General features: G+C 60.7%; 18 protein-coding genes and 1 tRNA gene. 4 read left to right on the top strand and 15 right to left on the bottom strand.

The annotated features are described in order from the left end of the window. Positions 1–22 precede the first annotated feature (22 nt). A complete protein-coding gene (locus B8746_RS14905) occupies positions 23–616 on the top strand; it encodes an ATP-dependent Clp protease proteolytic subunit (RefSeq protein ID WP_084394737.1) in 594 nt (197 codons plus the stop codon). 10 nt (positions 617–626) lie between these two features. Here the strand turns inward: B8746_RS14905 and B8746_RS14900 are convergent, their stop codons facing one another. Further along, a complete protein-coding gene (locus B8746_RS14900; RefSeq protein ID WP_267905925.1) occupies positions 627–1,319 on the bottom strand; it encodes an alpha/beta fold hydrolase in 693 nt (230 codons plus the stop codon). Between the two features lie 458 nt (positions 1,320–1,777). Further along, positions 1,778–3,061: a TadE/TadG family type IV pilus assembly protein gene (locus B8746_RS14895; RefSeq protein WP_158084658.1), complete on the bottom strand. Its 1,284-nt coding sequence runs from the start codon at positions 3,059–3,061 to the stop codon at positions 1,778–1,780. Positions 3,062–3,456: 395 nt separating this feature from the next. On the opposite strand from B8746_RS14895, the gene B8746_RS14890 reads away from it, so the two are divergent. Together B8746_RS14890 and B8746_RS14885 are read left to right on the top strand one after the other, a co-directional pair. Then, the gene (locus tag B8746_RS14890) at positions 3,457–3,936 is read left to right on the top strand and encodes a hypothetical protein (RefSeq protein ID WP_084394501.1); all 480 of its coding nucleotides are present in this window, start codon (positions 3,457–3,459) and stop codon (positions 3,934–3,936) included. Between the two features lie 54 nt (positions 3,937–3,990). Continuing rightward, positions 3,991–4,485 carry a hypothetical protein gene (locus B8746_RS14885; RefSeq protein WP_084394500.1) on the top strand — a complete coding sequence of 165 codons (495 nt, stop codon included), beginning with the start codon at positions 3,991–3,993 and terminating at the stop codon, positions 4,483–4,485. Positions 4,486–4,567: 82 nt separating this feature from the next. Here the strand turns inward: B8746_RS14885 and B8746_RS14880 are convergent. Both B8746_RS14880 and B8746_RS14875 read right to left on the bottom strand, forming a co-directional pair. Further along, positions 4,568–4,644, bottom strand: a tRNA-Met gene (locus tag B8746_RS14880). 88 nt (positions 4,645–4,732) lie between these two features. After that, positions 4,733–5,845, bottom strand: coding sequence for an NAD(P)/FAD-dependent oxidoreductase (locus tag B8746_RS14875; RefSeq protein WP_084394499.1), 1,113 nt, complete (start codon positions 5,843–5,845; stop codon positions 4,733–4,735). A 62-nt stretch (positions 5,846–5,907) separates the two neighbouring features. On the opposite strand from B8746_RS14875, the gene B8746_RS14870 reads away from it, so the two are divergent. Then, entirely contained in the window at positions 5,908–6,660 is a 753-nt protein-coding gene (locus B8746_RS14870) for a tetratricopeptide repeat protein (protein ID WP_084394498.1), read from the top strand. A gap of 9 nt (positions 6,661–6,669) precedes the next feature. Here B8746_RS14870 and B8746_RS14865 read toward each other — a convergent pair whose 3' ends face one another. The 11 genes from B8746_RS14865 to B8746_RS14815 form a co-directional block, all read right to left on the bottom strand. Then, on the bottom strand, positions 6,670–7,725 hold the full coding sequence (locus tag B8746_RS14865; RefSeq protein ID WP_084394497.1) for a tetratricopeptide repeat protein: 1,056 nt from the start codon (positions 7,723–7,725) through the stop codon (positions 6,670–6,672). Between the two features lie 51 nt (positions 7,726–7,776). Next, positions 7,777–8,745, bottom strand: coding sequence for a thioredoxin-disulfide reductase (gene trxB / locus B8746_RS14860; RefSeq protein WP_084394496.1), 969 nt, complete (start codon positions 8,743–8,745; stop codon positions 7,777–7,779). 100 nt (positions 8,746–8,845) lie between these two features. Further along, the gene (locus tag B8746_RS14855) at positions 8,846–9,763 is read right to left on the bottom strand and encodes a cation diffusion facilitator family transporter (RefSeq protein WP_084394495.1); all 918 of its coding nucleotides are present in this window, start codon (positions 9,761–9,763) and stop codon (positions 8,846–8,848) included. Between the two features lie 80 nt (positions 9,764–9,843). Continuing rightward, positions 9,844–10,947 carry a mitochondrial fission ELM1 family protein gene (locus B8746_RS14850; RefSeq protein WP_084394494.1) on the bottom strand — a complete coding sequence of 368 codons (1,104 nt, stop codon included), beginning with the start codon at positions 10,945–10,947 and terminating at the stop codon, positions 9,844–9,846. A 249-nt stretch (positions 10,948–11,196) separates the two neighbouring features. Further along, positions 11,197–11,670 (bottom strand): transcription elongation factor GreA, encoded by a 474-nt coding sequence (gene greA, locus B8746_RS14845; RefSeq protein ID WP_084394736.1) that lies wholly within the window; start codon positions 11,668–11,670, stop codon positions 11,197–11,199. A 69-nt stretch (positions 11,671–11,739) separates the two neighbouring features. Beyond that, positions 11,740–15,018, bottom strand: coding sequence for a carbamoyl-phosphate synthase large subunit (gene carB / locus B8746_RS14840; protein ID WP_084394493.1), 3,279 nt, complete (start codon positions 15,016–15,018; stop codon positions 11,740–11,742). Positions 15,019–15,145: 127 nt separating this feature from the next. Continuing rightward, on the bottom strand, positions 15,146–15,472 hold the full coding sequence (locus B8746_RS14835) for a hypothetical protein (protein WP_143434618.1): 327 nt from the start codon (positions 15,470–15,472) through the stop codon (positions 15,146–15,148). Between the two features lie 183 nt (positions 15,473–15,655). Beyond that, entirely contained in the window at positions 15,656–15,994 is a 339-nt protein-coding gene (locus B8746_RS14830; protein WP_084394491.1) for a YMGG-like glycine zipper-containing protein, read from the bottom strand. 133 nt (positions 15,995–16,127) lie between these two features. After that, entirely contained in the window at positions 16,128–17,387 is a 1,260-nt protein-coding gene (locus B8746_RS14825; protein ID WP_084394490.1) for a TadE/TadG family type IV pilus assembly protein, read from the bottom strand. Positions 17,388–17,485: 98 nt separating this feature from the next. Beyond that, entirely contained in the window at positions 17,486–18,694 is a 1,209-nt protein-coding gene (locus B8746_RS14820; RefSeq protein WP_084394489.1) for a Tad domain-containing protein, read from the bottom strand. A gap of 290 nt (positions 18,695–18,984) precedes the next feature. Next, positions 18,985–19,722 carry an MBL fold metallo-hydrolase gene (locus B8746_RS14815; protein ID WP_084394488.1) on the bottom strand — a complete coding sequence of 246 codons (738 nt, stop codon included), beginning with the start codon at positions 19,720–19,722 and terminating at the stop codon, positions 18,985–18,987. Positions 19,723–19,727: the final 5 nt, after the last annotated feature.

Here is a 19,727-nt window from a genome sequence, read left to right as displayed (position 1 = left end):
TGACGGTATGCACGGAGTGAACATGACGATCCGCCTCGATGACGAAAACGAGTCCAAGCCCATGGCTGAGCCGAACGCATTTCTGGAAGAAGCGCTGTTCAATGCCCGCACCATCCTTCTGACGGGCGGTGTTGATGACAAGCTCGCGCGCCGGGTCTGTGAGCGTCTATTGGCGCTGGGCTCTGAGAGCGACAAGCCGATCCTGCTGGTGATTTCTTCACCGGGCGGCCATGTCGAATCCGGCGACATGATCCACGACATGATCAAGTTCGTGGATGCGCCTGTGAAGGTGCTCGGCTCTGGCTGGGTCGCGTCCGCGGGCGCACTCATCTATGCAGCGGCCAAGAAGGAAAACCGCTACTCCCTGCCGAATACGCGCTTCCTGCTTCATGAACCGCGCGGCGGTGTTGGCGGTCAGGCGTCTGATGTGGAAATCCAGGTTCGCGAGATCGTTCGCATGCGCGAGCGCCTGAACAAGATTTTCTCGAAAGCCACCGGCCAGCCGCTCGAAAAGATCAAGGCTGATACCGACCGCGACCACTGGATGAGTGCGGAAGAAGCGGTCGAGTACGGCCTCGTCGGCAAGATCGTGACGAGCCGCAAGGAAATCCTCTAGGCGTTATTGCTCAGTCGACGGTGCGTCCGGGCTGCAGGAAGCGTTCAATGTGACTTGCGGTCCGTTCCGGCTCCGTGAACGGGAAGAGGTGTCCAGCATCCGGAAGGATGCGGTGATCGGCGCGGCGGATAAAGGCTGACAGCTGGACCGCATTCTTCGGCGGGATGATGCGGTCGCGCGATCCGGCGAGAACGAGGGTCTGCGCTTCGATCATCGGCAGGAAACAGAGGCTGGACCAGCCCATGAAGGGCGCGAACTGCGCCAGCATGGCCGGCGTGTTCGCCATGGCGACCCCCCGCACATGTGCATTGGCAAGGTCCGAGATCAGGTCATCCATCAGGGCAGCGAACGGGTTCAGCGTGCGCCAGAGGCTGGCTTCGGTCCAGTCGGCCGGCAGCATGGTCGTACCACTGCACGTGCCGGCGAGGATCAGCCGGTCGACACGGCCCCGGTACTGGATAGCGATCTGTTGGGCGAGCGCGCCGCCAAGCGAGAGGCCCATCAGGATAAACCGTCTCAGGCCGGCCTGCTCAAGGCAGCGAACCGCAATCCGGGCAAGGCTGGCCGGTGCCAGCGGGAAGGGGGAAAGCGGCGTCTGTCCGGCACCCGGCATTTCCAGCGCGACGAAGGGGCGGTTGCGAAACTGGCGCGCCAGTGGCTCTGCGATTTCGAGGCTCGATCCGATGCCATTCAGGAAGACGATCGGCTTTCGTGCGGCATCCGCGTGCCAGATATGGGCGCGCAGGCATATGCCGGCGGAATCGCACCATATCTCGTGCGGACCTTCATTTTGGGTTGATGGCGTGTCGATGATCGCAGGTGCAGGCAGTTCGGCATCCTCTTGATTCGCTGGATCGAGAGGCGCCCAGCGTCCGGAAGAGTTTGCAAATCCCGCGCCAGAAGCAACCGCTTTGTGCAGTCAATACTGCAGTCCCATACAGAAAAAGGGAGGCCAGACAGGCCTCCCTTAAACACTCTACTCAGTTACTCTACAATGGCGGCACTATAGAGGTTGTGTTTTTATAATGCAAAGAAAAGTATCCGGAAGGTGTGGATAACTAATACGACCGCACGCTTGATCGATTGGATTTCCTGCGAGGCAGGCGGCGATAATCGAGCTTTTCGTCGGATTGCGAGCGGACTTCATTCGGGCGAAGAGAGTCACTCCACGAGCCGGACGAAGGAATTCGTGATGACCCGGCTGCCAAGTGCAGCTTCGTTCTTGTCATAGCTCAGGTTCAAGGTGCCATTGCCGGAATATCTCATGCTCCGGGCAATGATCTGAAGGTTTGGCGCCGTTGTGTTGAGGGTTCCTCCGCCGCCGATTTCAAGATCCTGCCGAGGCAGGTAAATCAGGCCCTTGATCGAAAAGCCAGCGCCGCCAACGAGCTTCACATCGGATCCGATGTCTGTGGTCCGGTCGCTCACCAGCACCAGCCCGGCCAGTGGGCCTGATGTGGGGCCTGAAATGTCGACGAGGCTCTGCCCTTTCATTTCCATGGTCGCGCCTGATCCGGTCAGGACGATGGTGACGCCTTCACCGATGACTTGACTGTCGCTGCTGATGGTGAGGGCGCCGTTCTTTATGAAGTAGACGCCTGGTTCGAGGATGACATTGTCGGCAGAGATGGTCAGGCCATTACAATATGTCGCCGGTTGCAGCGTGACTGTTTCGCCATCGCGGCCCCGAACGCGACTGGGTGATTTCGACGTGCACAGTCCGGGTTTCGGGGCTTCCCAGCTTTCCAGAGGGTCCGGGAGTGAATCGCAGTTCTCCGAAGGACGGGGAGTCGCCGTGAAATTGCTCGCCTTATAGGTTCGCCCGACGGCGCAAAACAGTTCTGCGGTGGCTGAACCGGAACCGGAAAAAGACATGGAGAGCAGGCCTCCGGCATTCGACCAGACAACGCAGTCTTCCGCGTTCAGCGTTCCGCCGCCATCGATTTCCACCCCTTGGACGACAAGGCCCAAGGTCAGCACGCACAGTGGAAGACCGCGCGTGACTTCGGCCTTGGCGGTGCGGCTGCGGACCCGGTCGGTGCTGGCGCCGACCCAGGAGGCAAACCGGTTTTCAGGCCTGGAGCTGAGATTGACTTCAACAGTCGCCTTCTGCCGGAAAGTTCCCACTTTCTGCACCTGGACGGCGGCGGCTTGTGTTGTGTCCCATGCCACTGCATCCGCGCTTATCCGCGCCGCCTGTTCTGCTGATTGAAGACGGCTGGTTTCCCGCGTGGAGAAATTTTCCATGATGTAGGCTGAAGCGCCGGCCAGCGCGGCGGTATCTGCGTCCTGCTGCAGCCTTGAGGTTGTGCGCAGGTCGAAGGCAAAAGCCAGCGCAAAGCCTACAAGGCCAACCAGCGCAGCCAGGCACAGTACGAAGATCGGCATGGTCGAGCCGTTCTGATCGCGCAATAGCCTGCGAATATCGAATGAAGCATTCCCCATAAGAAGCATTCTTAATGGAGACTGATAAACATAGTATTTCGCCCAGATGTGAAGTTAAATGCTTTCGCAAGGTGGGCCTTCGACGAGTTTCCGAAAAGTTCAACTGCCCTGGGGGCAATGCCACCCCGGGGTGCCTGTCTGGCGGTTTTCAGCGGCAGACCGACCTTTGGTGGTGCAGGAGGCTGCGTCCGGTTACGCGAGCGTCAGAAATATTACGGCGACAGGCATGCTCGATTGCCGGTCGGAAGAGGGCGAGATTTCGTGCGCCAAAGAATTTGTTGTGTATCTCGGCAATTTTGGAGGACTGTACTGGTGTACAGAGGTAGTCATTGATGCAATTGTAGGTGAGGTGGTGAGCATTTGGGGGAGGTTCATACGTGCTTGTGCGTGGGGTATTGTCTGTTTTTGTCTCTATACTGTTAGTCTCTGGATGCGCGGATGGGGGTGGAACAGCGCCTGTCCTCGTCGAGGGAGATATTCCAGTTCCTGGTTCGGCCGTCAGCCTCGTCTCCAACCAGGCAAAGATCACCAATGCGACCGGCCAGGACGCTCCGCATCTCATCAGCAGTGGTATCTACGATACGCAGCTGGGGCGGAGCAAGGCGTTCGATCTCTATGAGTCGTGGCTGCCGGAAGGGGCGAACTATCGCGGCTGGCAATGGTGCGGGCAACGCGTGACGGATCTGGACAACTATCAGAGCCGAAACATCGAATACCTCGACCTGGCGTCCAATCGCGCAATGAGCATCAGCATTCTCTGGGATCGTGAAATCAGGGTGGCAGACCCGCCAGACACAACGGTGTCGATACTGCTGTTCGATCTCGATGAGGCGAGCGCAGACTTTCGGGCGGGCAAGCTCGCTTGTGGTGAATGAATTTGGGACGGCCGCCGCAATGAGGGGCGGGTGGAAACTTCTGGGGGTTAAGACATGAACCGGTTGAAACTGTTGCTGATCTATGCCGTGGCTGGGGTGGCCATCTATTTTCTGGTGCCGGTTGTCGTCAACGTTTTCCTGCGGGCAAACCCCTCCGTTTTCATTGATGATGAGATCGAGGTCGGTCGCCAGACCGTGATCGATTGCCTGACCTTCACCTCCGATCGCGACATGAGCGTCTCCATTGCGGCATCCGGCAGTGTGTCACTGGTCGTCTACAAGCCGCAAAGCATCAGCGATGCGTCGCTGAAGCAGGCGCACCTAGATTTTCTCAACTGCAGTGAAAATGCCCTGGCCTGCCGGTTCAGGGCCAACTGGCCTGCCAGCGACGCGTCCCAAATGGCGGTTCTGGGCGGGTATCATCCCGACATTCGAAACCAGAGCTTCGAGTTTGAGGTGGATGAGGACGAGCAGGTCTGCGTGATGCTGTTCAATGACGGTGCGGACACCATCACAGCGTCCAGGCTGGTGGAGACGACACCGCGGTAAAGCCGTCTGGGACGCTGTCGAGGTGGAAGGGGCCAGCATCAGCTGCAGCTGACGTCCGGAAACTATGCAACACGGGAAGGAATGGTGGTTCGGGGGAGACTTGAACTCCCGACCTCACGATTATGAGTCGTGCGCTCTAACCAGCTGAGCTACCGAACCGATCCGGCTTGTGTGCAAACGCGCGGCGGGCACCGGGTCAGCACAGCAAGCGGGCTGAATACACATTGATTTGGCGCTCTGCAACCGCCTAATCCAGCAGGCCGGCAACGTAATCACCAATAGCGAGCGATGAGGTGAGGCCCGGGCTCTCGATCCCCATCAGGTTAATGAGGCCAGGAGCGGCTGTATCGATGATGAAGTCGCCTGATGGTTCGCCCGGACCGACGATTTTCGGACGCACACCTGCATAGTCAGGGGCGAGGGCGCCGTCCGGCAGGTCCGGCCAGTACCGGCGGGCCGATGCGTAGAAATGCCCGGCGCGCGCCGGATCGACCTTGTAGTCGAAGGGTGGGGATGCGTCTTCGGGAAGCCATTCGGCGTCGGGGCCAAGCTTGCCGCGGCCTGCAAGGTCCACGGTGAGGTGGAGCCCGAGGCTGGCGCGTCCCGGCATCGGATAGATCAGCCGCGAGAAAGGCGTCTTGCCGAGAATGCTGAAATAGTTGCCCTTTACATAGCGCGGTGTCGGCAGGCCGGCCTGGTGCGGGCCGTCGATGCAGGCGGCAACCGATATGGCGTGATGGCCAGCGGCATTGATCACGGTGCGGGCCGATATTTTCGCGGGCGTCTCGCCGGCGGTGACAAGGTCAGCGCCGCCGGACCGGACCTCGCCGGACACGACGCGGGTGCCGAAGGCGATCATGCCGCCGCGATCTTCCAGCTCTCCCTGCAGGGCGAGGAAGTAGCCATGGCTGTCAAAAATGCCGGAGACGGGGGACTGGATAGCGGCTGCGATGTCAGGGCTGAGGGCAGGCTCGATGGCGCGGGCCTCCTTACCGGAAATGATCCGCAGGTCTTCGACGCCGTTCTCTTCTGCCCGCGAGAGAATGCCGGACAGCCCATCCGTTTCGTCTGGATGCGCGACGACGAGCTTTCCGCAATTCTTGTAGTCGATGCCGTGTTCTTCGAGATAGGCGTAGAGCTTGCGGCGACCCTCCACGCAGAAACGCGCCTTGTAGGACCCGGCCGCGTAATAGAGCCCCGCATGGATGACTTCGGAATTGCGCGAGGAGGTGTGGACGGCGATCGCCTCCTCGGCTTCAAGCACAATCACGTCACGGCCGCGCCTCGCTGCGGCACGGGCAATGGCAAGGCCGATCACGCCTGCGCCAATCACCACAATGTCTGCCTCGAACTGGTCCACGCCCGGTCTCGCCTCGCTTTATGCATTATGAGCACGATCTTGATTGAGATATAAGGTGAGTCATGAAGCTCGTCGCTGGCCTGATCGCGGTCTTGCTGATGTCGGCCTCACCGGCATGCGCGGACGGCATTGCCGACGCTTTCGATGCGGGTCGGTTCGCAGAGGCAGCTGCGCTCGCCAGGGCGGAGGGCGGCGCGGACAATCTGGCCATTGCAGCGCGGGCGCTGCTGGCGGAGACGATGGTGTCCGGCCGGGTCGACAAGGCGAAGATCGAAGAGGCGGAAGGGCTGGCGAAGCAGGCGCTGGCGCTGGAGCCGGACCATGGCGATGCGCGCCTTCAGCTTGCCATTGCCCTGTCCATGCTGGCCCGTGACATGAGCCGGGGAGAGGCTCTGGACTCCGGTCATGCCTCACAGGCGCGCGACCTCGTCCAGGCCGTGCTCGAGGATGAGCCAGACAATGCCTATGCGCACGGCTTCATGGCTGTCTGGAATGTCGAAGTGGTGAGGCGGGGCGGCAGTATGGGGTCGGCCTTCATGGGCGCGAGCATGCGCAAGGCGCGAGACCATTACCGTGCGGCGCTGGTCCATGGCGGCGTGGACCCATCCTTTGACTGGCAATATGCGCGGGCCCTCGCTGCCCATAATGCGCGCAAATACCGTAAGGAAATCGAAGCCTGCCTGTCGCGTGCGGCAGCGGCAGCCCCGAAGACGGCCCTGTCTAGCGTGATGCAGGCACGGGCCCGCGATTTCGAGGCGTATATGACGACGCATTCGAGGCGGGACATCGAGCGGATGGCTGCGTCGCTTCTCTGAAGTGCCGGTTTACTGGCTGGTCCAGCCGGCGCTTTCCCCGACAAGCTGGATGAACCGGCGGCCACAGAATGCGGCAGACGGGCCCGTCGCGGGGCGGGAGGCATAGGCTTCCTTGTGCGGTATGAGCGCCAGCCGCAATCCTTCCGGGTTGAGCCCACCATTCTGGCTTGTGCTCGACAGGACGCGCTCGCTGGCTTGAAGCGCTTCCCGCATCGCCTTCAGTTCCCGGTCATTGATCAGCAGCTTGTCATAGCCGACGCCGCTTTCCTCTGTGGGTATCTCACTGCCGAGCTGCATCATGCCGTCCAGCGTGGACTGGCGGCGTTCGACTTCCGGCTTCAGGACCACGAGGCAACTTGCGGCGGCGTCGCCGATGGCACTGAGGCGCGTGTCGGCAAAGATCGGAAAGCTTGTCTTGTCGAGAAGGGAGAGCGGGGCAGGGGGCGTGTCGGTGCCAAGAATCGCGCGTGCGGGCGAGCCGGATGTGGAGTGCTGCGCAGTGACATCGGTTGCGAATGTCGCGGCCGGCAGGACCGGATTCGTGACCGGGGCTTCTTCGACTGATTGGGGTTTTTCTTCTGTCGCCTCTGCCGTGCGGTAGAGCTGGTCCGGATTGGCCCAGCTTGCGCCGCCGGCTTCGATCACGAGCTCGGCTGGAAGCCGTTTGAGGGCGGCGGGTGCAGATGCGGTGTCGCCGGCATTCGCGGCGACGAGGTACCATTTGACGGCGAGGGCGTCATCGGGCGCGACGCCATCGACGCCAAATTCGTATACGCGCCCGAGCTGTACTGCGGAGGCGCGGTCACCGAGGCTGGCAGACTGTTCGAGCAGGGCAAGGCCGAGCGGGCGGTCCGATTCCACGCCGTTTCCGTACAAATAGGCCTGTCCGAGCAGGGCGATGGCTTCCGGTATGCCATCATCGGCGTAGCGGGCGATCGTTTCGATCTGGCTGTAATCCTCTTTCAGGTATGCATCGACAGCATCACCCAGCTCGTCAGCATGGCCTGAATACGCGACGAACATGGCTGATGCAGTCAGGAAAACCGTGCGGACCACCCTGTGCATGGCGAGCAGTTTATCCAGACCGGGCCTCGCGTCCAGAACTCTGTTACAGGCTCATTCGGCTGCGACGGCTTCTTTGATCGCCGCCTGCTCTTCAAGCCAGTGCTCTGCCTCTAGGGCAGCCATGCAACCCATGCCCGCGGCTGTCACAGCCTGTCGATAAGTCTCGTCGGTGACGTCGCCCGCAGCGTAGACACCTGGAATGTTCGTCTTGGTCGTGCCCGGCTCGGTAATGAGGTATCCATTGGCTTTCATGTCGATCTTGCCCTTGAAGAGCTCGGTCGACGGGGCATGGCCAATCGCAATGAAGACGCCGTGCGCGTCACGGGTGAATGCTTCGCCAGTCTTGACGTTTTTCAGCTTCGCGCCGGTGACGCCAAGCGGGTTCTCGTCGCCGACGACTTCCTCAAGTACCGTGTCCCAGAGGATTTCGACCTTCGGGTGTTTGAAAAGGCGGTCCTGCAGGATCTTCTCAGCGCGGAAGCTGTCGCGGCGATGCACGACGGTGACCTTGGAGGCGAAGTTGGTGAGGAACAGCGCTTCCTCGACAGCGGTATTGCCGCCGCCGATGACGAGCACTTCCTTGCCGCGATAGAAGAAACCGTCGCAGGTCGCACAGGCGGAGACGCCAAAGCCCTGGAACTTGGTTTCGGACGGCAGGCCGAGCCATTTGGCCTGCGCGCCGGTGCAGATGATGACGGCATCGGCAGTATAGGTAACGCCGCTCTCGCCATGCGCCTTGAAAGGGCGGCTTTCGAAATCGACTTCGGAAATGTGATCCTCGGAGACGTGCGTACCCATCTTTTCGGCATGGTCGCGCATCTTTTCCATCAGCTCCGGGCCCTGGATCTCTGCAAAGCCCGGATAGTTCTCGACTTCGGTCGTGATGGTGAGCTGGCCGCCCGGCTGCAGACCGGCAACGACGCGCGTGTCGCGCATGGCGCGGGCCGCATAGATGGCCGCCGTCCAGCCAGCCGGGCCGGACCCGATGATCAGGATTTCAGAATGGATTGTCTCGCTCATCACCCGCTCCACGCGTCACTATGCTTGTTGGGGACTAGGTATGGGGATTCTTGGCGCGTGAATAAACCCCCGGGGGTGCTCAACTGGCCGTGAAGCTCAGCTATTGCACAGACTTGCGCACTTCGACCGTGGCATGGCTGACGCCGAACTGGTCGTGCAGGCGCGCTTTCACGGCACGTCGCAGCGTGTCGAGGCAGGTGCCGTCGCGGGCGACGACTTCCAGCGTGACGAGGGGTTTCTGCTCGGTCAGCGCCCAGGCGTGAATGTGGGAGACGTTTTCTGCGTTTTCGACATGGGCTTCGAGATCGGCCTTGATGATGGCCGGGTCGAGGCCGGAAGGGACGCCTTCAATCAGGATGTGCGCGGTTTCGCGGGTGAGGCGGACGCCGCCCACGGCGATGATCAGCGCAACCACCACTGAGAGGATCGGGTCGACGGGCGTCCAGCCGGTTGTCAGGATCAGGATGGCTGCGAGGATGGCGGCGACGGAGCCAAGGAGGTCACCGGCGACATGCCAGAGCGCGCCGCGCATGTTCAGGTCCTCACGGTCGCCGCCATGCAGGATCCAGAAGGCGATGATGTTGACGATGAGGCCGCCTATTGCGACCGCCAGAAGGACGCCGCCCAGAATAGGCTGCGGTTGCATCAGCCGGTGAATGGCTTCCCAGATGATCCAGACAGCCAGCAGGACCAGGGCAAGACCGTTCACGAAAGCGGCAAGCACCTTGAAGCGGGCAAAGCCGAAACTTCGCTTTGAGTCTGCCGGCCGCGCGGCGAGGCGGAAGCCGAACCAGGCGAGGGCGAGCGAACCGGCATCGGTGAGCATGTGCGCGGCATCCGCGAGAAGGGCGAGCGAGCCGGAAATAACGCCGCCAACCACTTCAACGACCATGAAGGCGAAGGTCAGCAGCGCCGCAATGGCGACGCGCTTGCGGGCATCGGCGCTATCGGTCGAGGGCAGGTGCGCATGGCCGTGCCCATGATCGTGATCGTGATGATGGCCGTGTCCGTGACTCATGACCTGCTAGATGCGGTCATGCGGTCGAATTGTCAAGAAATTCAATAAAATCAATCACTTAAGAATGCTATAACATTGCATTATAGCCAGTCCGGCGCGACGACGCCACCGCCGTCCTTGAGGTTTTTCATCGCTGGCTGAGGGTGACGGGCGACGAGGCGGCGGACAATCTCATCGGCGACGCGGTCGGCTTCGCGCAGCGGCTCGTATGGCCATTGCTCCAGCGTGCCCTCGAACCAGCGGGCGCAGCCGCGCTTGATGAGGCTGTCGTGCAGGCGGTCGAATTTCGGATTGGAGCCTTCCAGCCGGACCATGTGGATTGGCAGGCCGTGAAAGGCGGCATCAGACAGCATGTTTGCGCTGTCTTCTGTCACCATGGCGACATCGGAATACAGCATCCAGGCAAGATAGGGATTCTGGCCATCGTCCGGCCCAGCCCAGAACCTTGCGCCAATCTCGCCAGCAAGCGCGCGCATCTTCGCGATGACCGGGATCGGGGTGCGGCGCGAGGTCGTGATGCGCAGGCGCCAGCCCTGGCCGGAGAGGCGTTTCAGGTCTTGGGCCAGCCTGTCTGCCACGGCATCGGAGAAGGTGTGCGTCTTGGACGCGCCGCCGAGAATGATGATGGCGGACTTGCCATTCTCATCGGCAAGATCGGCAAAGGCCTGCCCGGCATCCTCAATATCGTCCGGCGCAAAATAGGAGGGCGCGCCAACGGTGCGGATGACGTTCGGGCCTTCCAGTTCGTCATGCTCGGGCACGACGATCAGGTCAAAGTCACCGCGATCGGATTTCGGGTCGAGAACCTGAACCGTGAGGGTCTTGCCGCCGGATAGTTGCCGGATAGCCGCGGTGAAGGGCGCGCTGCGCCGGCCGGCAGCGATCCAGACATCGGGCCAGGGCGGCTGGAAGATGGTGCGTTGTTCAGGCGGCAGGGCGAGGCGTTCCATTGGCCACCTTGCGCCCGGAAGCCATGTCCAGGGGGCGCGCGGTGTCAGTACGATGGGGCGTTCGCGGTGACCCTCGCCCTGGATGTGCGCGATCTTCATCCAGCGGCTGGTGCTGCCGAGCGCCTGAATGATGGCGCGGACCTGGGCGGCATTGCCGGCGCGGCCGTCCGACACAGCCCAGACGGACGGGCCCACTTGCGGGGCTATCGGCTTGGCTTTCCTTGGCGCGTTCATCCCGGCATGCCTCGCGATTCGTTTACCCTCGGAGAGTGCCAGTTTTTCTATGCCCTTGCACCTTTCGCGAAACAGCAGGGGTGCAATCGAGATTGCCGAGGCTGGGAGGCTTTGACTTCTGTCGATGCGCGAGCGGCCTTCGTGGTTCGACCTCGCTCACCATGAGGCCTTCCTGGCGGCGCATATAAAAAAGCCCTCATCCTGAGCGAAGTCGAAGGACGAGGGCTTTGGTTGTTGAAATATGGAAGCCTATTTGAATTCGACGGCTTCGATCTCGTAGACGCGGGCGCCGCCGGGGGCGGCGACTTCGGCTTCGTCGCCGACTGTCTTGCCGATCAGGGCGCGGGCGATGGGCGAGGTGATGGAGACCTTGCCCTTGGCAATATCGGCCTCGTCCTCACCGACGATGCGGTAGGTTGCCTGCTTCTCCGTGTCGACATCAGTCAGGGTCACCGTTGCGCCAAAAACGATTTTCTCGCCTTTGAGCTTGGTCACGTCGATGACTTCGGCGCGGGCGAGCTTGTCTTCGAGTTCAGCCACGCGGCCTTCGATGAAGCTCTGCTTTTCCTTGGCAGCATGATACTCGGCATTCTCGGAGAGATCGCCATGTTCGCGCGCTTCGGCGATCGCTGCGATAACGGCAGGGCGCTCAACCGACTTCAAATGCTTCAGTTCTGCGTCGAGGGCGGCGTGCCCTTCGGCGGTCATGGGTGTTCTTTGCATGTTCTGGATAACCGTCGTTGTAAACGAATAGCGTCTTTCCAAACGCGATTTGCGTCAAGTGGTTTGATATCAGGCGTTTTGCAAGGATCGGACTGTTAATTCGCGTTCGCGAAGGGCCCGAATGGCCTGAACGGATGCTCGTGAGGCGGCGAGCGTCGTAAAATAAGGAATCTTCCGCGTCAATGCCGTGCGCCGGATCGAGGCGGAGTCCTTGAGCGACTGGGCACCCTCTGTCGTGTTGAAAACGAGCTGGATTCCGCCATTGATCATGCGGTCGACAATGTGCGGCTGGCCTTCAATGACCTTGTTGATCCGCTCGACAGCGATGCCCTGCTTTTCAAGGTAATCTGCAGTGCCGCTGGTTGCGACGATGGTGAAGCCCATCTCGATTAGGTCTTTCGCGGACTCGATGACGGCAGGCTTGTCGCCATCTTTCAGCGAGATGAAGACAGCACCTTCGCGCGGCAGGTGCACGTCCACGGCGATCTGCGATTTGAGGAAGGCTGCGCCGAAATCATCGTCCCAGCCCATGACTTCGCCGGTGGAGCGCATTTCCGGGCCAAGTACAGGGTCAACGCCTGGGAAGCGGGCAAACGGGAAGACAGCTTCCTTCACCGCGACACGGCGCGGCTTGGCCATGGAGAGGTCGAAATCGGTGAGATCAGCGCCGGCCATGACCTTGGCGGCGATCTTCGCGATGGGGGCGCCGACAGCCTTGGCGACGAAAGGCACTGTGCGCGAGGCGCGCGGATTGGCCTCCAGGACGAAGATTTCCTCATCCTTCACGGCGAACTGGATGTTGATGAGCCCGCGCACTTTCAGTTCGCGCGCGAGCGCGATGGCCTGTTCGGAGAGGCGCGCGACCATTTTTGGCGACAGGGTGTAGGGCGGCAGGGCGCAGGCACTATCGCCAGAGTGCACGCCCGCTTCCTCGATATGCTCCATCACGCCCGCGACGTGGACATTCGTGCCGTCGCAGAGGGCGTCGACATCGACCTCAATCGCGTCGGAAAGGTAGCGGTCAAGGAAAAGGGACTGGTCGCCGGAGACTTTCATGGCCTCCTTGGCGAAGGTCTTCACATCCTCGTCATTGCGGCAGATCTCCATGGCGCGGCCACCAAGGACGAAGCTCGGGCGCAGCATGATCGGGTAGCCGAGCTTCTGCGCTTTCTCGAGGGCTTCTTCCTCGGAGCGGGCCGTGGCGGATGGCGCCTGCTGAATACCGAGCTTGTCGAGAAGGGCAGCAAACTGTTCGCGGTCTTCGGCGAGGTCGATGGAGACAGGGCTGGTGCCGAGGATCGGGACGCCGGCCTCGTGCAGCGGCGTTGCGAGCTTCAGCGGGGTCTGGCCACCAAACTGGACGATGACGCCTGCAAGTTCGCCTGCGCTCTGTTCCTTGGCGATGATCTCAGAGACGTGCTCATGCGTCAGCGGTTCGAAATAGAGACGGTCTGACGTGTCATAATCCGTCGAGACGGTTTCCGGGTTGCAGTTGACCATGATCGACTCGATGCCGACATCTTCCATGGCGAAAGCGGCATGACAGCAGCAATAGTCAAACTCGATGCCCTGGCCGATGCGGTTCGGGCCGCCGCCGAGGATGATCGCCTTCTTGCGATCCGACACGCCGGCTTCATCGTCGCCATGGTCCTTGCCGTAAGCCGGGTGCTCATAGGTCGAGTACAGATATGGTGTCTTGGCGGCGAATTCGGCCGCGCAGGTATCGATGCGTTTGTAGACCGGGCGCACGCCGAGCTTGTGACGGAAGTCGCGGACCTGTTGCTCAGTCTGTCCGGTGAGAGCAGAGAGGCGGGCATCGGAGAAGCCCATGCCCTTGAGCGTCGTCATGGCGTGCCTGTCCTCGGGCAGACCGTCGCGGCGGATATTGCCTTCGATCTCGATCAGTTCGGCGATCTGGCGCAGGAACCAGCGGTCAATACTGGTGATCTTGTAGACGTCCTCGACACTGAAACCTTCGCGCAGGGCCTGGGCGACGTGGCGCAGACGATCTGGTGTCGGACGGGCGAGGGCAGAGGTCAGCGCGTCATGGCCGGTGATCTCGCTCTCGTCGAGACCGCTGAGACCGGTTTCGAGCGAACAGAGCGCCTTCTGCAGGCTTTCCTGGAAGTTGCGGCCGATGGCCATGGCTTCGCCGACCGATTTCATGGCGGTCGTCAGGAGCGGTTCGGAGCCCTTGTATTTCTCGAAGGCAAAGCGCGGGATCTTGGTGACAACGTAATCAATCGTCGGCTCGAAAGAGGCTGGCGTAACGCCGGTAATATCATTGGTCAGCTCGTCCAGGGTGTAGCCGACGGCGAGCTTTGCGGCGATCTTGGCGATCGGGAAGCCGGTCGCCTTCGAAGCCAGCGCGGAGGACCGCGAGACGCGCGGATTCATCTCGATCACGACGAGGCGGCCATTGTCCGGGTTCACAGCGAACTGCACGTTGGACCCGCCGGTCTCCACACCAATCTCGCGCAGCACAGCCAGCGAGGCATTGCGCATGATCTGGTATTCCTTGTCGGTCAGCGTCAGGGCTGGTGCGACGGTGATGGAGTCGCCGGTGTGGACGCCCATCGGGTCGATATTCTCGATAGAGCAGATGATGATCGCATTGTCCGCCTTGTCGCGGACGACCTCCATCTCGAACTCTTTCCAGCCGAGCAGGCTCTCGTCGATAAGGACCTGGGCAACCGGGGAGGCAGCAAGGCCCGAGCGGACGATCTCTTCATACTCTTCGACATTGTAGGCAACGCCCCCGCCCGTGCCGCCAAGCGTGAAGGCGGGGCGAATGATGGCGGGCAGGCCGACCTCTTCGAGGACTTCCATCGCTTTCTGGAGGCCGCCGATCCGGTCATAGCCGATGATCTTGCCGGCATCGTTCCGGATCTCGGGCGCAGCGACGATGGCGGCTCTTGGGTTTTCGAGGCCGATGCGGTCCATGGCTTCGCGGAAGAGTTTGCGGTCTTCGGCCATCTCGATGGCATCGGCGCGCGCCCCGATCAGCTCGACGCCGTACTTGTCCAGCGTTCCCGCCTTGTAGAGGTCGAGCGCGCAATTGAGCGCGGTCTGTCCGCCCATCGTGGGCAGGAGCGCGTCAGGCTTTTCGACCTGGATGATCTTTTCGACAAAATCCGGTGTGATCGGCTCGACATAGGTCGCGTCCGCCATGTCCGGATCGGTCATGATGGTGGCCGGGTTGGAGTTGACCAGGATGACCCGGTAGCCTTCCGATTTCAGGGCCTTGATGGCCTGCACCCCGGAATAGTCGAACTCGCAGGCCTGGCCGATAATGATAGGGCCAGCGCCAATAACGAGAATAGACTTGATGTCAGTACGTTTCGGCATCTCGGCTCCTCGCTATTCATGGCTAATGGCCAAACGGGTGCGCTATAGCGGGGAGTCGATGGGGTGGGCAAGGCCGCAGGCAGAATAAAACGCAGGCGGCGACATTCTGTCAGGCCAGTTGGTTGGCCTATGGATAAACCGGCTCGCCATCCATGGTCTGAATGGCATCAATCGTGGTGCATTCCATCAACGCGTCTGCGCCGCCCGTGCAGGTTGTCGTGGCGTCGATCATGATGTGGTCGCGGTTTCCGGTGACCTTGCAGGACACCGCCTGGCCGCTCTTGCCCGACATGATCTGTGCGGCCTCTACCTCAATGTTTTCAGGCAGAAGCGGCAGTGCCTTGGCGACAGCGATCGCGCACGCAGCATCGGCGGTCCGGTCACCCTGATCGGCGCAGCCGCCGAGCAGCGCCACAACGCCCGCACAGGCGACAAGATAGCGGAGTGGTCTCATCTTCCCCATGATCCGTTCTGTTGACGTCAGCTGACGTTTTTCGTGGTGCGGCGAGTGCGGTCAAGCACAGGGCGGCAATTATCGGCTAGTTTTTCGCGACTTGTGCAAAACAAAGCCCCTGCATCCGAAAGGAGCAGGGGCCCTGAAAATGGTCTGTTCAGACCAACGAGGCGGCCTTTCCGCTTACCAGGCGCGAGGGTCGTAGGGATAGCGGTCATAGGCGTCGGCATAGCCGTCACCATCGCTGTCCTTCTCGTCCGGCTGGTCCTTTACGCCAGGCATGTCGCAGTCAGCCGCTTCCGTACAGCCTTTTGCCGCACCGGCAGCACCACCGATAGCTGCACCGATGGCTGCGCCTTTGCCTGCATCTCCGTCGCCGGAATTGTTACCGATCACGGCACCAGCAACGGCACCGAGGCCAGCGCCGACAGCGGCGTTACGTTCGGTCTGGCCGGTTTGCGTGCAGGCGGCCATCATCAGGCCGGTCGCGGCAATGGCGGTTGTCTTCAAAAGCGTATTCATCGAGGCATCCTTTCTCGTAGCTTCGACTGCAGGAAACGAAGCTGTGCCCTAAGAGTTCCCGTATGAACGCAGACAGAACGCGGAATTTAAAGTGAATTAATTGTGATGTTCGGGGGCGTTCGCCCCCCTTTTCTCACTCTACGAGACGGGCTTCACGGGCGGGCCTGATGACCAGGGGCAGGTCCGTCTTGCCCATGTTGAAATCGATCTCAAGCGCCCCCTGTTCCGACACCTCAAGCGTGTTGGCCACCATCTGCAGATAGGGGGACCTGGTGGTGCCGCCGCCTGTCTTGCGGACGCGGACATTGTAACTCGGCATATAGATGACGCCCTCGACATTGAGCGCGCCCTCGACAATCATGTCGCGTGTGCCGGGCAGCAGCGCCTCCATTTCGGCGAAGGCGACACCGGCAGTCGGTCCTTCGCTTGGCGCTGCGATCCGGAGGCCGGAATTGCCGCGGATAGAGATCTGGCCAAGCAGGCCCTCGAAAACGAATGTGACGCCTTCGGCCAGCACCTGGCCCCTGGCGTCGATGTTAATGCCGCCGCCGCGGATATGGTAGATGCCCGGCTCGAGCGCGATGTCGCGCGCACGTACATCGAGACCCCCGCAATAGATGCCCGGCCGAAGCCGGGTCGATCCGATGCGGATGATGCTGAGTTGCAGATGATCGCAAAGACCTGAGACTGGCACTGAATAATTGCTGAGGGGGTCGGGCAGTTTCTGGCAGCCGGTTTCCGGCGTTGGCGATACCTTGGTGATGGAATCGCGCGCATAATCGCCGACAGCGCAAAATGCCTTGGCTTCGGCTGTGCCACCTTCAAATCGCATGGCGTCTGCATGTTTCGAGTTCGCCCAGACAATGCAATTGTTGGCGAGCAGGCTGCCCTGGTCCTTGATACGCAGGCCGACGCCGGTTTCTGCCAGGGTGAGGACGCACAGGGGAAACCCAGCCGTCGCCGTTGCCACGGCCTTGCGGCGTACCGGCGCAGTTGCATTGCGGCCAACGAATTTCGCGAAAAGGTTCACGGGCTGGAATTCAAGTTCGACAGCGAGATTGGTGTGCTGGCCATAAGCGTCCTCGGTGACCGCTGCGACATCGAGGTCGGCGAGCGAGTAGTGCGAGTTTTCCGTTGCGAGCACGCGGGCTTGCGTCTCAGCGGCTTTCAGACGCACGTCCGCTTTCGGCGAGTCGGTGTTCAGGAAGGCTGTGGCCCCACCAAGCGCCGACGCATCTGCTGAGTGCTGCAGGTTGCTGGCCGAGCGTGTGTCCATGCCGAGCGCAATTGTTGCACCGACCAGCGACATGATCGCCATCAGGCAGATGGCGAAGATCGGCAGGGTACTTCCGGACGCGTGCCGGATTATCCGCTTCCCGAGCGTATGAGGCATGCAGGTTTCCACGACCGGACACTGTCAAAAATATATCTAGGCCCGGTTATCGGAATCTATCAATTTCCAAATATTTGTATCGGCAGCCCGAGCCGTCGCTACTCGACCAGACGCGCTTCGCGCGCAGGTTTGATGACCATGGGCAGGTCAGTTTGCGTCATGTCGAATTCAATCGCCAAATTACCCTGATCAGAGAGTTCAAGACTGTTGGCGACGATCTGGAGATAGGGCGATTTGGTCGTCCCGCCGCCCATTTTCTTGATCTCGATGTCATAGGACGGCATGTAGATCACGCCTTCGACGTTCAGCTGACCCTCGATTTTCATATCCTTGAACGCAGGAAGAACAGTGTCCAGTTCTGCAAACGCGATGCCGGCCGTGGCGCCTTCGGCTGGTGCTGTGACTGTGAGGCCGGAATCGCCCTTGATTTCAACTTTGTCGATCTCTCCGTCGAAAACAAAGGTCACCCCTTCGGCAAGCAGAATGCCGCTCGCATCAATTTTCAGCCCTCCGCCGCGAATGACATAGACGCCTGGTTCGAACGTCACGTTGCGGGCCTTTATTTCAATGCCGCCGCAATAGTTGCCAGGCCCAAGCCGCGTCGACCCCCGCTTGATAACGCTGACCTCGATGTCGTCGCACAGCCCTTCGATCGGCAGGTCATATCCCGCCAGCGGGTCAGGCAGTTTCTGGCAGCCGGTTTCCGGCATTGGAGTGACCCTTGCCTTGACGTCGCGCTCAACATCGCCAGCCGTGCAGAATGCTTTTGTCGAGGCCGAGCCGCCGTCAAACTTCATCGAATCCTTTGCGGTCGAGTTCGACCAGATAATGCAGTTCTGGGCCGAGAGCTGGGCCCTATCCTTCACCGTAAGCCCAGTGTCCTTCGGCTCTAGCGTCAACACGCAGAGCGGAAACCCCCAGGTTGCTATGGCTACAGCGCGGCGCCGGTTTGGCGCGGTTTGCGCGTCGCCCACAAAGTTCGCGAAATAATTGACTGGTTTGGCCTCGACCTCAACTTCGAGATTTGTGTGCTGGCCATAAGCATCTTCAGTGACCGCACCGACTTCCAGATCGGCGAGGACATAGTCGGAGTTGCTCTGGGCGAGCACAGTCGCCTGCTGACGTGCTGCATCGAGCCGGTCTGCAGCCCGGGGAGAGGGGTGCGTGACAAAGGCTGTCGCCCCGCCGAGAGCGGCGGAGTCAGCTGTATGCTGGAGATTGTTGGATGAGCGGGAGTCCATGCCGAGCGCGATCGTCGCGCCGACCAGCGACATGATCGCCATCAGGCTGATGACGAAAATGGGCATGGTGCTGGCGCTTTGCGACGCAGCAAACTTGCCCAGAACAGTATGGAACGGCCACTTTTTCACATCTTACGTATGACACGCGCTGGTGAAAACCGATCTACGCTGAATGATCAAATTTGACGGATTTAGCAGTCTTTTGCAGTGTTTTTCAGTTAATGCTAAAATTTATTAAACCAAAGGTGCTAATAAATAATCAGAAATAGATTTTCGGTCGGTGCGAAATTGGGAAATCAGCCCTTTCCGAAAAGCAAAAAAGGCCGAGACTCGAATCACCTTTGAAGGTCGGTCAGCTAGCTCCAGCGTTTGGCGAGGCGCTGGTCGATCTCGCTTGCTTCGCCTTTCTGCGCGCCCTGATACCCGGTGACAGCGTCGGCAACGAAGGGATTGTCGGTCCGCTCCTGCCCGAAGGTGCTCATCGGGCCGTGGCCCGGCACGAAGCGGATGTCCTTGCCGAGCGGCCAGAGCTTTCCGGTGATGGAATCAATCAGCTGCTGGTGGTTACCACGCGGAAAATCTGTCCGCCCGATCGAGCCGCGGAACAGGACATCGCCGACAAAGGCAAGCGCGCCGCTCTCATTGTAGATGACGACATGGCCGGGCGTATGGCCGGGGCAGTGCGCGACTCCGAACTTGATGCCGCCGAGTTCCAGCTCGTCGCCATCTTCGAGGTAACGGTCCGGCGTGACGTTCTGGCCGTCCGTGATGCCATAGCGCGCGCCGGAAGACTCAATCTCGTCGAGCAGCCACTGGTCATCCTTGTGCGGGCCAATGATCTCGGCGCCGGTGATATCCTTCACGGCCTTGGCCGCGCCGGCATGGTCCATATGGCCGTGGGTCAGCCAGACCTGTTTGATGTTCACACCAAACTGCTCAGCCGCGCCCATCAGCTTGTCGATATCGCCGCCCGGATCGACGAACACGCCTTCCATGGTCTCGATGGACCAGATCATGCTGGTATTCTGCTGCAGTGGTGTCGTCGGGATGACGCGGATTTCGAGTTTGGGCTGTGCGGTCTGTTGGTCTGTCATGGGGT

This window comes from Henriciella pelagia (assembly GCF_002088945.1).
Taxonomy (GTDB): Bacteria; Pseudomonadota; Alphaproteobacteria; order Caulobacterales; family Hyphomonadaceae; genus Henriciella; species Henriciella pelagia.
Note: the sequence above shows the minus strand (reverse complement) of the source record. Positions and strands in the feature narration are given on the sequence as shown.